This is a genomic window from Kitasatospora sp. NPDC022856, from assembly GCF_055561235.1.
In genome coordinates this window covers 88754-103535 of record NZ_JBVHHE010000019.1, presented here as the reverse complement: position 1 = coordinate 103535, position 14782 = coordinate 88754, and the positions used below count along the sequence as shown (strand labels likewise).

13 protein-coding genes and 1 pseudogene are annotated in these 14782 nt (G+C 72.8%); 6 read left to right on the top strand and 8 right to left on the bottom strand.

What is annotated here, in order from left to right; all coding sequences use genetic code 11:
• Nucleotides 1–55 precede the first annotated feature (55 nt).
• On the bottom strand, nt 56–1687 hold the full coding sequence (locus tag ACZ34W_RS24380; RefSeq protein ID WP_465607032.1) for a molybdopterin-dependent oxidoreductase: 1632 nt from the start codon (nt 1685–1687) through the stop codon (nt 56–58).
• Between the two features lie 313 nt (nt 1688–2000).
• Between ACZ34W_RS24380 and ACZ34W_RS24375 the strand changes: the two genes are divergently transcribed.
• Nucleotides 2001–2585 (top strand): sigma-70 family RNA polymerase sigma factor, encoded by a 585-nt coding sequence (locus ACZ34W_RS24375; protein ID WP_329491802.1) that lies wholly within the window; start codon nt 2001–2003, stop codon nt 2583–2585.
• Entirely contained in the window at nt 2582–3328 is a 747-nt protein-coding gene (locus ACZ34W_RS24370) for an anti-sigma factor (protein WP_465607029.1), read from the top strand. The genes ACZ34W_RS24375 and ACZ34W_RS24370 overlap by 4 nt, the downstream gene beginning before the upstream one ends.
• A gap of 224 nt (nt 3329–3552) precedes the next feature.
• Here ACZ34W_RS24370 and ACZ34W_RS24365 read toward each other — a convergent pair.
• Nucleotides 3553–3929: pseudogene (locus ACZ34W_RS24365) on the bottom strand (helix-turn-helix domain-containing protein); the annotation flags it as partial.
• A gap of 188 nt (nt 3930–4117) precedes the next feature.
• Here ACZ34W_RS24365 and ACZ34W_RS24360 point away from each other — a divergent pair.
• Both ACZ34W_RS24360 and ACZ34W_RS24355 read left to right on the top strand, forming a co-directional pair.
• Nucleotides 4118–4342: a hypothetical protein gene (locus ACZ34W_RS24360; protein WP_465607027.1), complete on the top strand. Its 225-nt coding sequence runs from the start codon at nt 4118–4120 to the stop codon at nt 4340–4342.
• Nucleotides 4343–4931: 589 nt separating this feature from the next.
• On the top strand, nt 4932–6872 hold the full coding sequence (locus ACZ34W_RS24355) for a PAS domain S-box protein (protein WP_465607025.1): 1941 nt from the start codon (nt 4932–4934) through the stop codon (nt 6870–6872).
• A 195-nt stretch (nt 6873–7067) separates the two neighbouring features.
• Here the strand turns inward: ACZ34W_RS24355 and ACZ34W_RS24350 are convergent, their stop codons facing one another.
• Nucleotides 7068–7328, bottom strand: coding sequence for a hypothetical protein (locus ACZ34W_RS24350; RefSeq protein ID WP_465607023.1), 261 nt, complete (start codon nt 7326–7328; stop codon nt 7068–7070).
• Nucleotides 7329–7497: 169 nt separating this feature from the next.
• On the opposite strand from ACZ34W_RS24350, the gene ACZ34W_RS24345 reads away from it, so the two are divergent.
• Nucleotides 7498–7848: a PRC-barrel domain containing protein gene (locus ACZ34W_RS24345; RefSeq protein ID WP_465607119.1), complete on the top strand. Its 351-nt coding sequence runs from the start codon at nt 7498–7500 to the stop codon at nt 7846–7848.
• A gap of 269 nt (nt 7849–8117) precedes the next feature.
• Here the strand turns inward: ACZ34W_RS24345 and ACZ34W_RS24340 are convergent, their stop codons facing one another.
• The 4 genes from ACZ34W_RS24340 to ACZ34W_RS24325 all read right to left on the bottom strand — a co-directional run bounded on the left by ACZ34W_RS24340 (nt 8118) and on the right by ACZ34W_RS24325 (nt 11808).
• Entirely contained in the window at nt 8118–8627 is a 510-nt protein-coding gene (locus ACZ34W_RS24340) for a fibroblast growth factor (RefSeq protein WP_465607021.1), read from the bottom strand.
• A 575-nt stretch (nt 8628–9202) separates the two neighbouring features.
• Nucleotides 9203–10216, bottom strand: coding sequence for an NAD(P)/FAD-dependent oxidoreductase (locus tag ACZ34W_RS24335; protein WP_465607019.1), 1014 nt, complete (start codon nt 10214–10216; stop codon nt 9203–9205).
• Nucleotides 10213–10734 (bottom strand): isoprenylcysteine carboxyl methyltransferase family protein, encoded by a 522-nt coding sequence (locus ACZ34W_RS24330; protein ID WP_465607017.1) that lies wholly within the window; start codon nt 10732–10734, stop codon nt 10213–10215. Before ACZ34W_RS24330 ends, ACZ34W_RS24335 begins: the two co-directional genes overlap by 4 nt.
• Before the next feature lie 6 nt (nt 10735–10740).
• A complete protein-coding gene (locus tag ACZ34W_RS24325; protein ID WP_465607015.1) occupies nt 10741–11808 on the bottom strand; it encodes a type III polyketide synthase in 1068 nt (355 codons plus the stop codon).
• A gap of 79 nt (nt 11809–11887) precedes the next feature.
• Here ACZ34W_RS24325 and ACZ34W_RS24320 point away from each other — a divergent pair, with 79 nt between their 5' ends.
• The gene (locus ACZ34W_RS24320; RefSeq protein WP_465607013.1) at nt 11888–12772 is read left to right on the top strand and encodes a UbiA family prenyltransferase; all 885 of its coding nucleotides are present in this window, start codon (nt 11888–11890) and stop codon (nt 12770–12772) included.
• Nucleotides 12773–13854: 1082 nt separating this feature from the next.
• Here the strand turns inward: ACZ34W_RS24320 and ACZ34W_RS24315 are convergent.
• The gene (locus tag ACZ34W_RS24315) at nt 13855–14625 is read right to left on the bottom strand and encodes a hypothetical protein (protein WP_465607011.1); all 771 of its coding nucleotides are present in this window, start codon (nt 14623–14625) and stop codon (nt 13855–13857) included.
• Nucleotides 14626–14782 lie beyond the last annotated feature (157 nt).

Sequence of the window (14782 nt, the reverse complement as noted above, 5' to 3'; positions counted from 1 at the left end):
GCCTTGGTGGTTGCTGCTGACTCGGCCACGGGCCGGGCCCGGGCGGTCGGGCGGGTCAGGTGACGGTGACGACGGTGCTGTGCCAGCCGGTCGCGCCGGCCGGGAACGGCGCGGCGCGCTGCTCGGTCTGGACGGCCCCCGAGGCGTCCGTGGCCCGCACCTCGATGCGATGGGTGCCGGGCCGCGCCGCGGACCAGGTGTGGGTCCACTGCCGCCACAGGTCCGGTCCGCCGTCGGCGGCGAGCTGGGCGGTCTGCCAGGGTCCGCCGTCGATGCGCACCTCCACGGCGGCGATGCCCCGGTGGGTGGCCCAGGCGGTTCCCGCGAGCGTGACGTCCCCGGCGGGGACGCGGGCGAAGGGGGCGGGGACCTCGATGCGGGAGGCGGTGCGCACCTCGCCCCGGCGGTCCCAGCCGCGTCGGACCCAGTACGGGTCGTACGCGGCGAAGGTGGTGACGTCCAGGTCGACCAGCCACTTGGTGGCGGAGGTGTAGCCGTAGAAGCCCGGTACGACGCTGCGGCAGGGGAAGCCGCGGGCCACCGGAAGGGCCTCGCCGTTCATCGCGACCGCGAGCAGCGCCGGGCGGCCGTCGAGCACGGACTCCAGCGGCGTGCCGATGGTCATGCCGTCCTGGGAGCGGCCCACCAGCTGGTCCGCGCCCGGTCGTACCCCTGCCCGGCGCAGCAGGGCGGGCAGTGAGGCGCCGAGCCAGCGGGTGGTGCCGACGTACGGGCCGCCGACCTCGTTGGAGACGCAGGACAGGGTGTGGTCCAGCTCCTGGAGCGGCAGGCGCAGCAGGTCGTCGAACGTGAGCAGGATCGGGTGGTCGACCATGCCGTGGATGCGCAGTGACCAGTGCCGGGGGTCGATCCGGGGCAGGGTGAGGGCGGTGTCGACGCGGTAGAAGTCCGCGTTGGGGGTGGTGAACGGGGACAGGCCGGGCACCGCGGGGTGGAGGGAGCCGGGTAGCGGCGGCAGGCGTTCGGCGGGTGCGGGGAGACGGACCGCGGCCCGGGCGGCGGCGATGTCGTAGCGGTTGTCAGAGAGCGCTCGTCCGCCGAAGCCGGTGAGGGCGCCGAACGCTACGGTGCCGCCCGTGACGGCCAGGACGGTGCGGCGGCTGGGGCCGTGCGGAGGCACGTCGACAGCCGGCCGCTCGGTGACGGCGAGGGGTTCGGGGAGCCGTGCGCCTGTCCCGTCGGGGGATGCGGTGGCAGCGGCCCCGCGCAGAAGTCGGGCGAGGAGGAGCATCGCGGCGAATCCGACGATGCCTGCGGTGACGGCGGGCAGTGCGTCGGTGGTGGTGGCGCCCGGTCGTGAGAGGGCGGCCCAGATGCCGACGCCGCCGAAGAGCGCGAACACCGTGGCGCCGGCGAGCGGCCGTCGTCGGGCGAGGGTTCCGGCGAGGGCGGCGAGCAGGGCCATGGTGAGGTAGATGCCGGTGAGCAGGACGGGCTTGTCGTTGGTGCCGAAGGTGCGGACGGCGTATTCCTTGAGCGGAGTCGGCGTGAGGTCGATCGCCGCCGACCCCACCGCGTATACGGGTGCGGTGTCGGGTCCGGTGAACGCGGCGACCAGCTCGCCCGCGCCGACGGCCGCGGCGGCGGCGGCCAGACCGGTGGCGGCCGCCGCGGCGGACCGCAGGATCCGGTCGCGCACGTCTCGGGAGGGGGTCTTGATGCTCACGTCGGCCATTCGGCGCATCCAGGTCGGCGGATGGGTGCCGCTTCTCGGGGCCACCCGCGCAAGTGAACGGAAGGCGAATGCCCGCCGCCCGCGCGTGAGGCGTGATAAAGAGGCGCGGTTCGAAGAACGCAGGTTCAATCGCCGGCTCGGCAATCCGCGGAGGCCGCGGCATCGAAGAACCGGTGTCACTTCTCGTTCGTCGGCTCTGGCGGGACCGCTCCCGCCGGGTCATGGAGGTTCCCTTGATCCCCTTCGTCCCGCCTTCGGCCCTTTCGGCCCTTTCGGCCGGGCCCTTGTTCGTGCAGGTCCCGCAGTGAGCGCGGTGCTGCGCCTGTCCGGTCCCGGCCGACCGGGTCCAGACCTGAAGGAACTCGTCGGGAAGGTCGCCCTGGGCGATCAGGATGCCTTCAGCAGCCTCTACGACGCCGTGGCCGGGCCAGTGCTCGGGCTGGTGCGCCGGGTGGTGCGCGATCCGGCGCAGTCGGAGGAGGTCGCGCAGGAGGTGCTGCTGGAGGTGTGGCGCAAGGCCGCCCAGTACCGGCCCGATCGGGGCGAGGTGATGGCATGGGTCCTGACCATCGCGCACCGGCGCGCGGTGGACCGGGTGCGCGCCGCGCAGGCGACCGCCGACCGTGAGCACCGGATCGCCGCCGCCTCGCACACCCCGCCCTTCGACGAGGTCGCCGAGCAGGTCGAGGGCCGGCTGGAGCGGGAGCAGGTCCGGCGCTGCCTCAAGGGCCTCACCGAGCTGCAGCGCGAGGCGCTGACCCTGGCCTACTTCAGCGGTTTCACCTATCCGCAGGTGGCGGAATTGCTCGGGGCTCCGCTGGGAACCATCAAGACACGGATGCGCGACGGCCTGATCCGGCTCCGCGACTGCCTGGGGGTGACCGTATGAGTACCGCAGACCTGCACACCCTCACCGGCGCGTACGCCGCGCACGCCCTCGACCTCGACGAGCGCGAGGAGTTCGAACGCCACCTGGCCCATTGCCCGGCGTGCGCTCTGGAGGTCGCCGAGTTCTCGGCCACGCTCGCGCGTCTGGGCTCTGCCCAGGCCATGTCGGTGCCGCGCGACTTCAAGCAGCGGGTCATGGCGTCCCTGGACACGACCCGTCAGGAACCTCCGCGATCGAGGCAGCAGCCCGTGGGCAGGCGCGGCGGACAGCGACGCCGGGCCGTCTACCGGCTCGCGCTGGCGGCGTGCCTGGCGGCGGCGCTCGGTGCGGGCGGAATCGCGGTGCAGCAGTACCATCAGGCCGACCAGGCCCGGGCCCGGGCGGCGGCGCTCCAGCAGCAGCAGGACCGGATCGGCGGCCTGCTCACGGCACCGGACGCCCGCACCGCCAGCGGCCCGGTCACCGGCGGCAGCGGCGTGGCGACCGTGGTGTGGTCCAGGAACCAGGACACCGCCGGGCTGCTCGTCTCCGGGTTGCCCGAGCTCAAGACCGGCACCACCTACGAGTTGTGGTTCAACGACGGCGGCACGATGCGCCCCGCCGGCCTGATGCAGTCCGCCAGTGGGGCAACGCTGTTGACCGGGCCCGTGAACGGCGCGACCGGCATCGGGGTGACCGTCGAGCCGGCCGGCGGCTCGGCGCAGCCCACAGGAGCGCCGGTGGTGCTGCTCCCGTTCGCCTGACCCTTCACGGCCGGTTCCGCTGCCCGTCGGGCAGCGGAACCGGTGCATCTCTTGCCCTCACCGCGAGAGCAGGACGTCGGCGCGGACCCTGGGGCCGGCCGTATCAGGGCCCGTAGCGGAAGGCCGGTTGCGGCGGCCGCTCAGCGATCACCGCGAGGAGTGGGGGTGTGGCGGCTGGGGGCGTAATCCGTTCGGAGAGCTGCACACTCAGCTCCAGCTCCAGCTGCGGTGTCGGGCCGCGGCCGGTGACACAGCCGGGTCGCGAGCCCGGCCGCATGGCGACCAGTCCAGTGACCGGGACGTCCGGAGCCCCGGGCGACCGGCTGGTGAGCCCGGTCTCGTCCTCGGAGCAGAACCAGCCGTCGCAGGCCGCCCGGGCGCTCTGCCTCCGCCCGGGCACCTCCGTCCACGCGGCCACCGCCTGCTCGTCGCGTTCCGCGCCGGCCGCGGCGGGGACCCGTGGGGTGAAGCCGATTCCATGTATCAGGCGGGTGGCTCCCGAGACGCTGTGGCACACGTGGAACGGGCGGCCGATCAGCGTCGCCAGCCGCGCGCCGGTCCACTCCTGGTCCTCGTCCCGGCCGCGCGCGGTCGGCCGCTGCCCGGGGCCCTTGGCCGTCAGCCCGCCCCCGTCCGCATGGCGCATAGCTGCGGCACAGCGCGCAAACGGCCGGCAGCCGGCTACGCAAACAGGACGACCACCGTGAATGCCGAGGTCGGTGAGGAGGTTCGGCCTTCCGACGGTGCGGGTACGTACCGAATGTCGGACCCCGACCCGAGGGGGCAGCCATGGCCACTCTGATCGCCCTGTTCGCGTGCCTCGCCGTGATCGTCACCGGCCTCGCGGCCTACCTGCACCGGCGGCCCGGCAGCCGGACCGAGACCGTCGAAGGGCTGCTGGCCGAGCAGGAGAGGAAGGCCCGGGTGCAGGCCGCCCGCACCTCCTACAGCTCGATCGCCCTCCACAGCACCCACGGCCTGACCGTCGACGACCTGGAGAGGTATCGCCGATAGGGCCCACCTCCGCCCCGGACCCCAGGACGGAGGCCATTGCCGTCCGGGTCCGTCCTCTTCGCGACCGGGGACGCCCGCACAGGCCCGTACCGCCGGTCGGCCTCCGGCTTCGAGGGTCGCGAGAATCCGGGGAATCGTCATGCCGTGTGAACGATGACCGCGCCCGGCGTCACAGGGCCGTCGGCCCGCAGGCCGCTCTGTGCCCGGCGGGCGCCGGTGGCGGTGGGCCGCGCCAAGGAGATCGTGCTCGGCTACCCAAGCCCGTGGCACCCCGCCAGGCCTACTACCGCCGGGTATCGGCCGGACTGACCCCGGACACGCCGTCCGCGTATCGGCACCCGTCCCACTACCTCTACCGCCACCTGTCCGGCCAGGTCCACGCCCAGCCGCCGAAGAACCCAACCGCCCCGCCTCGCAGCCCAGGTCCGCCGCCTCGAACAGGGCCTGACCGAGGCCCTCGGCGAGCAGGTCGGCACGAGTACGGTGATCCGTCCGAGGCGACATGACATCAATCCGGCCAAGAGCCGTCATAAACGAGCGCTTCACGACAAGTCGCCCCCGCCGGGCTCCGATAATGTTGACATATCCCATGGAACAGGCTGAGCACAGGACGCATCCGGGCGTGAATTCCGTGACCGAGGAACCGTTTCGCGCGCTGCTGGAGGCTGCGCCCGACGCGATGGTGATCGTGGACGACGACGGTGTGATCCGCCTGGTCAACGCCCAGACGGAAACGCTGTTCGGCTACCCGCGGGATGAACTCCTCGGCCGCCCCGTGGAGGTCCTGGTGCCACAGCGGTTCCGAGAGCAGCACCCCGGCCACCGAGTGGGCTACTCCGCCAACCAGCAGGTCCGTCCGATGGGCGCCAATCTGGAACTGTACGGACTGCGCCGCGACGGGGCCGAGTTCCCCGTCGAGATCAGTCTCAGTCCCCTGCAGACGCCCGACGGACTCCTGATCTCCGCCGCAGTGCGCGATGTCTCCGAACGCAAGGCCGCCGAGGCCCGCTTCCGGGCCCTGCTGGAAGCCGCCCCGGACGCCATCGTCATCGTGGACGACTGCGGGACCATCCAGCTCGTCAACGCCCAGACCGAAGCCCTGTTCGGCTACCAACGCGAAGAACTGCTCGGGCACCGGGTCGAAGTCCTCGTTCCGCAGCGCTTCCACCATCACCACCCCTCCCACCGCAGCGGCTACGTCGACAACCGCCGCGTACGCCCCATGGGCGCCGGCCTGGACCTGTACGGACTGCGCAAGGACGGGGTCGAGTTCCCGGTCGAGATCAGCCTCAGCCCCCTGGAGACCCCGGACGGCACCCTCGTGTCCGCCGCCATCCGTGACGTCAGCGAGCGCAAGGCCGCCGAGGCCCAGCTCGCCGAACTCTACGATCAGCAACGCCACGTCGCCCTCACCCTGCAGCGCAGCCTGATGGGCTCGCCCGCGCCGCTGCCCGGAATGGACACCTCCAGCCGCTACTTCCCCGCCCGGCAGGGACCGGGAGTGGGCGGGGACTGGTTCGACCTGATCGCCCTGGGTGGCGGCCGGGTGGGCGTACTGATGGGCGACGTCATGGGCCGTGGACTGGAGGCAGCCGCCGTGATGGGGCAGCTGCGTTCGGCCTCGCACGCCCTTGCCAAGACCGGCATGCCGCCGTCGCAGTTGATGCGGGCCCTGGACGCGGTCGTCAGCGAACTCCCCGACCAGCTCGTCACCTGCTGCTATCTCATCCTGGATCCCGACGACAGCGCCCTGACCGTATGCTCCGCCGGACACCTGCCGGTTCTGCTGGCGGACCCAGCAGGCCAGGTAAGCAGACTCCAGGTGCCCGTCAGCGTGCCACTGGGCGTGGGCGAGGTGCCCCATCACGAGAGCCGGCTCACCGTTCCCCCGTCCTCGGTCCTGGCTCTCTACACCGACGGCCTGGTGGAGACCCCCACCAGTGACATCGAAGAACAGATCGACGCCCTCGCCATCGCGTTGGAGAAGGCCACCGAGACTCCCTGTCTGGAGACGGCCGCCGACTCCATCCTCGCCGCTCTGTTGCCCGTGCCTCAGGACTACGCGGACGACGTGACTCTCCTGCTCGCCCGCATCCCGCCGGCCCCCGTGACTGCCGTCTCCGCACTCCTGCCCGCCCAGCCCGTCAGCGTGGGCGACGGGCGCCGCTTCGTGCGCAGGACCCTCCAGGACTGGGCCTGCGACGAGCTCACCGACACCGCCTGCCTGCTTGCATCCGAACTGCTGACCAACTCGGTACGCCACGCCTGCGACCCGCTGCGACTGCGACTGCGCCGTACCAGGGACGAACTTCACGTCGAGGTCTGCGACGGCAGTCCCGTACTGCCGCACGCCAGGACCGCGGCTCCCGACGAGGAGTCGGGCCGCGGACTGGCCCTGCTCGACCAACTCGCCGCCGCCTGGGGCACACTGCCCACCCAGGAGGGCAAGGCCGTGTGGTTCTCCCTCTCCCTGCCGACCTCCGCCCAGTTCCGGCAGCGGGACCTCCTGACGGACCCGGGAACGACGTGATCCCGCCCGATCGAAGTGGTCGGACGGGATCACGTGAACCACTCCCGAGCGATAACTCCTGAACGGCCCGCACTCGGTCCGGGTGCACTGGCGGCGCTGGATCTGCGCGGGCGCCGAGGTCGGGCTGACCGTGCCCGGTCTGCTCGGTCTGCCGCCCGGCATCGGCTCTGCCGTCACCGACCCTGGCTGCCCTGCTCACTGCGGGGCTGCACCTGGCCGCCGGCCAGGGTTCGGGTCGCGCCGGTGGCCGGGGTCTCTCAGGCGTGCGGGCATGGTGTGGGTGGGGCTGAAGGCCGTGGAGGTGGTCACCGACACGTACAGGTAGTCCATCAGCGTGGGCAGCCAGTCCGAGAAGATGCTGGCTCCGTCGGGGACCTCCTCGACGGCGTCGTCGTTCTCGTCCCGGGAGAAGCGGATGCCCGTCCCGTCGCCCCCGGTGACCGCTACCCACTTCAAGGCCCCGAGGGGATCCTCGCGCTGAACGGGACCCGGACCGGCGGGCGGGGAGCGGATGCGGGCCCTGCGAGATGAACTCGACGGATCGTGGATGACGACGTGTGCGGGGTGCTCGGCGCGGGCAGGCGGCGGTTCACACACCGACACCGAGGAGGCAGTTGTGAGCGGCATGTGGGACTACCGGAAGGCGACCGGTTACACCCCGGGCACCGACCTGACCGGTTTCCGGGTGGAGGCCGCGGACGGCCACATCGGCAAGATCGACAAGCACACGGAGGACGTCGACTCGGCGCACGTCGTCGTCGACACCGGCCCGTGGATCTTCGGCAAGCACGTCCTGCTGCCCGCGGGCACCGTCGTGCGGGTGGACTCCGACGAGAAGACGGTGTGGATCAACCGCACCAAGGACGAGATCAAGAACGCGCCGGAGTTCGACCCCGACAAGCACAGCGACGACGCCGGCTACCACACACAGGTCGGCGGCTACTACGGCGACCCCACGGCGGACCCCCGCCTCTGAGAACCGCACCGGCATCCGGCCCGGACCCCCGGCCCCGGGGGTCCGGGCCGCCGCTGTCCACGGTGCGGGTCCGTCTCGACGCCCCGGCAAGTACAGGCGGGAGTACGAACGGGGCGGTGACCGTGCCCCTCCCGGTGGTTCGACGGACGATGCCGGCACACACCGTGCCGGCCGTCGCCGAACTCGTCGCCGTGGCCGAACTCGCCGCCGATCGGCAGGTGTGGCCCGCGGAATCGCTCGGGCGAGCCGGGAGCGGCCCGCGGAGGTGCTCAGGCGACGTCGATGTAGAACTTCTCGTCACCGCCGCCGTTGGCGTTGACCTGGCAGTTCACCGTGCCGCCGGGGCCGGTCGCGGCGGTCACGCCGGTGCCGACCACCAGGCGCAGGAAATGGTTAGGAAATGCCGTCGCCGACTCGAACGAGAATGAGCCGTTGGCTTGCGCGCGGAGCTTGTACATTTCGTACGGGAAAGCACCGAACTGACAGTTGACGGTCCCCCCTCCGGCCATGGTGTCCGGAACTCCGGAGCCGTCCATGCGCAGGAAGACGCCCGGAAAGGCCACTGACTCGAACGCGAAGGAACCGTCACTCTGCGGGCGGACTCGGAATGCCGTCCAGGGGCCGGTGCCGAACTGGCAGCTGACCTTTCCTGCGCCGCTGCCGGCGAACTCGGTCACGCCGGTGCCGTCCAGGCGCAGGTAGATGTTCGGGTAGTGGTCCGACTGGATCGTGACCGGGGTGTCGCCGAGCTTCGCGAGGTCAGCCGCTGACAGAGGCATGAGGGTGTCTCCTTGATCCGGGCGAGTTGCGGACGAGTTGCGGACAGGGGCTTCGAGGGGCACCGACCCGAGGGGCACCGACCCGAGGGGCACCGGCGCGTGCCGAGCCGGGCAGAACCGATATTTCGGTGCGCCGAATTCCGGAATCGGAACGTCGATCGACGCCGACCCGGACAGCATGGTGAATCGCCGAACGGGACGGCTTTCCCGCTGCCGACGATGAATGTGCCGCCCCCGATCTAGCTTCCTGCTGACGCAGGCCCCGCACTGACTGTAATCGGGCCGGTGCGGGCTGTCCAGAGTCCCACTTCCGCTTAGCCGGACGGATCATGGGATGCGCCCGCGAAATGCCCGCTGACCTGGGAACGGCGGTTTGTCGGGGACGGAAATCCCGTGCGGATCGACGGGCGGCGGCTCAGAACCACCCCGGCGGGGTGTTGGTGGCCGTCCGGTCCAGCGTGTCGAGATCCGAAAGGAAACGGCCTGGCCCGGGATGGTGCCCGTGCGCGGCGCGTTCAGGGCACGAGGTTCATGGAACCGATTCGCCGGCACCACCACCACGGACGTCATCACCGTCAGGTGAGGCGGTTGACCAGGGCGGTGAAGAGCGCGGGCGCGCGGGTGGCCAGGGGGACGATCCGTGGGGCCAGGAGCGGGTTGACGCGGGCTCGTACCAGTGCTCCGGTGAGCAGGCGGTGGTCGCGGGTGGCGCGGCGCCAGGCCCGCTCGTAGTCCAGCGGCCGGCCGGCGCGTACGCAGCGCACCAGGTGGGCCGCGCCGGTGAGGGCGAGCGAGATGCCCTCGCCGGTGAGCGCGTCGATGTAGCCGGCGGCGTCCCCGACCAGCAGGACGCGTCCCGCCACCCTGGCCCGTACCCGCCGGCGCATCGGTCCGGCGCCGCGTACGGCCGAGCCACTGTGGGCGGTGAGGCGGTGAAGGAGTGCGGGGAACGCGGGCAGCAGTGCGTCGAACGGCAGTCGCTCGCCGGTCAGGACGGCGACGCCGATCCGGTCCGGGCCGAGCGGGGTGACGTAGGCCTCGCCGAGTGCGGACCAGTGGACCTCCACGCAGTCGGTCCAGGGCGCCACCGCGAAGTGCCGTCGCAGTCCGTAGCGCGCGGGTCGCGGGTCGGGGCGCTCCAGGCCCAACTGCCGGCGCAGGGGCGAGTGCAGGCCGTCCGCGGCGGCCAGGTAGCGGGCGGTGAGTCCGGCGGCGGTGATGCTGTCGCGGTCCTGGTGGACGGAGGTGACCTTCCCCGCCAGCACCCGCACGCCGAGTTCGGCCGCCCGGCGGGACAGCGCGGCGTGCAGGACGGTGCGCCGCACGCCCATCCCCGCCTCGTGGCGGAACCTGCCCTCGGCGCGGTGGCGGTCGTCCAGGTAGCGGATGCCGCGGATCGGGTGGCCGACCACCGGCACGTCCAGGGCGGCCAGGGCGCGGACGGCCCCGGGCATCAGTCCCTCGCCGCACGCCTTGTCGATCGGGGCGGGACGTGGTTCGAGGACCACCGTGTCGAGCCCGGCCAGGGCGGCGTGGATCGCGGTGGCGAGGCCGGCGGGGCCGCCGCCGGCGACGAGGAGGTCGATCACGTCGACGCCGTGGCGCAGTCGGCCAGGGCGGCGTTCTCGCAGCGCAGCCGGGTGGCGAGCAGGGGGAGGTTGAGCAGGGTGAAGGCGGTCGCGGTGAGCCAGGCGCCGTGGACGAGGGGCAGGGCGGCGCCCTCGGCGACGACGGCGAGGTAGTTCGGGTGGCTGAACAGCCGGTAGGGGCCGGTGCTGACCAGCGGCAGGTGGGGCACCACGATGACCCGGGTGTTCCAGCGCGGCCCCAGGGAGTGGATGCACCACCAGCGCTGCGCCTGGGCGGCGAGTACGAGGATCAGCATGGGCAGGCCCAGGGCCGGCAGGAAGGGACGGTGCGCGAGGTGGACCTCGGCCAGACAGCCGGCCAGCAGTGCGGTGTGGAGCAGGACCATGACGGGGTAGTGGCCGGAGCCGTGTTCGACACCGCCGCGTGCCCGGCTCCAGGCGGCGTTGCGGCGCGCGACGGCGAGTTCGGCCAGGCGCTCGACGGCGACCAGGAGGACCAGCAGCGTGTACAGGGGCATCCGGGCCTACCAGCGCAGGAGGACGAGTTCGGAGCAGAAGCCCGGTCCCATGGCGAGGAGCAGACCGGGGCCGCCGGGGGGTGGTGGCGGGTCGTGGGCGAGGGTGTCGCGCAGGATGTGCAGGACGGAGGCGGAGGAGAGGTTGCCGACCTCGGCCAGTGAACGCCGCGTCAGTTCCAGCGCGCGGGCGTCGAGCCCGAGGCTCTCCTGCAAGGCGTCCAGGACCTTGGGTCCGCCCGGGTGGGCGACCCAGCCGGTGACGTCCGGCGGCTTCAGGTCGTGTTCGGCGAGGAAGGACCGGACGTCCTCGCCGACGTGCAGGCGCACCAGTTCGGGCAGTTCGGCGCCGAGGACGATGGTGAAGCCGCTGTCTCCGATGTCCCAGCCCAGCGCGCGCTCGGTGCCCGGGTACAGGCGGCTGCGGGTCGCCGCCACCCGCGGCCCCGCGAAGTCCCCGGACCGCGGGTGGTGGCGTCCGACGGCCACCAGGGCGGCGGCGCCGTCACCGAACAGGGCACCGGCCACCATGTTCGGCACGGAGGTGTCGGCGCGCTGCAAGGTGAGGGAGCACAGCTCGACCGAGAGCAGGACCGCGACGTGCCCGGGATGGCCCTGGAGGTAGTCGTGCAACCGGGCCAGGCCCGCGGCGCCGCCCACGCAGCCCAGGCCGAAGATCGGCACCCGCTTCACGTCCGGCCGCAGGCCCACCCGCCCGGCCAGCCGGGCCTCCAACGAGGGCGCGGCGATACCCGTCACCGAGGTGGAGACCACCAGGTCCACCTCCTCGGGCGCCAGACCGGCCGCCGCCAGGGCGCCGCTCAGGGCTTCCTCCGCCAGCCGCAGCCCCACGTCGATGAACAGGTCGTTGGCCCGACCGAACCCGCCCGACTCGCGGTAGCGCTCCAGCGGCAGAGCCAGGTGGCGGGTGCCGACCGCGGCGGTGGCGTGCAGCCGTTGGAGGACGCCGCGCTGGGCGTCGGACGCCGCGCACATCGCCGTCAGGGCCTCGGTGATCTCGCCCTGCTCGTACCGGTGCGGCGCGAGCACGCCGTGGACAGCCGCGATTGTGGTCACCGGCTCACCCTAGACGTGATCTGATACTTCATCATGAAATGACCGCCAGTCGGCGATTTGCCCGATCTAGCATGAGGACGTGCACACCACCGGAGTCCGGCCCGCGACAACCCCGACCGTTCAACCGCAGTCCAGGAGGGGCGCAGCGGCACGGGGGCTGCTGGCCGCCTCCCACGCCGCGCCCGCGCTGGCAGTCACCGCCGTCGTCACCGCTCTCGCCGTGGCCTGGGGGCGGGGCACGGCGGGAAGCGCGCTGGTCGCCTCGGCGGTCCTGACCGGGCAGCTGTCGGTGGGCTGGTGCAACGACCGGATCGATCTTCACCGCGATCGCGCCACCGGCCGCACCGACAAGCCGCTGGTGGCCGGCGTCGTTCGCCCGCGGAGCGTGGCCGCCGCCGCCGGGGGCGCACTCGCGCTGTGCGTCCCGCTCTCGCTGGCGGGCGGACTGGCGGCGGGCGCCGCCCACCTCGTCGGGGTCGCGGCGGCCTGGTCCTACAACCTGGGCGTCAAGCGCACGGCGCTGTCCTGGCTGCCCTACGCCGGGGCCTTCGCGCTGCTGCCCGCCTTCGTCACCCTCGCGCTGCCCGGCCACCCGTGGCCCCCGGCGTGGGTGACGGCGGCCGGCGCCCTGCTCGGTACGGGTGCTCACCTCACCAACGCGCTTCCCGACATCCCCGGCGACCTGGCCACCGGGGTGCGTGGTCTGCCCCACCGCCTCGGCCCGCACCTCACCCGCGCCCTGGCCGCGACCCTGCTGCTGGCCGGGGCGGCCGCCCTCGTCCTGGGACCGCCCGGGCCCCTCACCACCACCGACCGGGCCTGCCTCGCCGCCACCGGCACGCTCGCACTCACGGTCGCCCTCCCCACCCGCGACCCGCGCAGCCGCCTGCCCTTCCTCGCCAGCCTCGGGCTGGCCGCCCTGGACATCGCCCTGCTCCTGCTGCGCGGCACCGCTCTCACCTGACAGCGGCACGCGCGGCCTCGTCACACCGCACCGCCTCGCTCACCGTCGGATCCTCCGCAGGTATCGCCGCGCCGGGGCGGTGACCGGTGCGCGGGCCGGGAAGGACGGATTGGGCCATTCGGGCCGTGTCGGGGCCCTGGGCCGTCGCGCAGGTCGCCCCAGGTAGCCGGGAGCGGGACGGGCGAGCGGGCCGGGTCCGCGAGGTGCCGCCGCTCACGGCCGCCTTCACGAGGAGCACAGGACACCGGCGCGGGTGGACCCGCTCTCCGCGATCGTCCGAGGAGGCCCCGCCGCCACGTCACCGCCGACTCCGCGCTCCGGCGGACGGTCCGCCGTCGTCGCCTGCCGTCGTCGCCATCGATCTCACGGACCCGCGCGCGCTCGGCGGCGTGATCATTCTGACGGCCCCGTGCCGCTCAGCGGCTCCCAGGAGTCACCGGGTCCTGGGCACCTGGGCAGGGCCTACGGGGGCTGGATGGTGCGGCCCGGCGCATCGTCGGCGGGTGATCGGCACTCATTTCACAGCGCCTGGCTTGCACGGCGGAGATGCTGAGTATGGCGCCGGGTGAGCCGACGTCGGGCGGTGGCCGCTTGCGACAGACCGCTCCTGCCGCGCGCGGGCCGCAATCCGGCGATGACGAAGATCGCGGCGAGAAGCAGAGGCGCTGACAGAAGGACGAGGACGGGCATCATCGGACTCCTCACACAAGTGGTCGAGCACGTATCCGGGTCTGTGCACGAGAGTGGTGTGGAGATCACTTGCCCGCTGAGAGGTCGCCCAATCCCGGTCGTGAGACGCGGCGTTCGGCGCGCCGTGGCCGGCTCCCGGGACAGACGGACCCCGCGCACGCACCCGCACGCACAACCGGGCCGGCCGCGACTCGGCACGACGAGGCCGGTGGGCCGCTCCCACAGACGTCCGCTCGCTCCGCGCGGCAGTACGAAGGCCGGGGAAGTAGGTGACCTTCGCACCACTGCGGCCGCACGCGCGGGGCGCGTCCCGGGGCCGGTCGGAACGAATCCGACCGGCCCCGGAAGGTCCACTACCCCGGCGGCGTTCGCCACCCGGCAGGTGCGCGGGGTCAGCTCGTCGGTAGTGCCTCGAACAGGCCGCGGCCCGCACGCTGTGCCCGGCCGGCCTTGACGAGCCGTTCCAGGGTCGTGCGGACGTTGTCGTCCGTGCTGCCGGGGCTGAGGGTCGCGGAGACCTCGCCCGCCCGCACCGGCTTGCCGGCCGCGGCGAGGGCGTTCAGGACATCGTCGGCGATCCCACGGGATCGCTTCGGCGCCGTCGGGGCTGCCGGAGCCGGCGAGGCCGACTTCTTCGCCGGGGTCTTCTTCGCGATCCGTGCCTTGGGCTTGCTCTCGGCCGGGCCGGCGCCGGCTTCGGCGGCCGCAGGGGTGGTCCCGCGGGGCTTGCGTGCGGTTCGCTTGGCGGGCGCTGCCTTGGTGGCGGGCGCCCGGCGTCGGATCGCCTTCTTCGGTTCCGGTTCGTCGGCTGCGGGGAGCGGCCCCGCGGCGGCCCCGGCCGGCTCCGGCTCCGCTGCCGCCGGAGCTTCTTCGGCGGACACGGGTGGGGGAGTGGCGGGCTCGGCTGTCGTGCCGACGGAGGGCCGCAGGGCCGCGTCGGCTGCGAGCAGGCCGTCGAGGGCGACCCGCAGCGAGGTGACGTACGCGGCGACTCGCCCCAACTCGCTTTCGAGCGCGGCTTTCTGCTCCTCGAGCCGGGAGAGCTGGCCTTCGACGAGCGTGATGGCGGCTGCGACGCCGGAGTTCGTTTCGACGGAAGGTGCCAAGGGGTGACCTCGCTCACATGTGGGAACGGCGACCGCCGTACGGATGATCGCCTTCATGACGCGCCTGCCCGCTCTGCACCCGGGCAACCCTGCAGGGGGCCGGGGACAGCAGCGAACCTCACGGGCTGTTCGAACATCCGCCCAAGGTGGCACTCGCGTGTCTGGTCGGATCCCGAAGGGCCCTCGAAGAGTTCGGCCGTCACGACACCGCTCT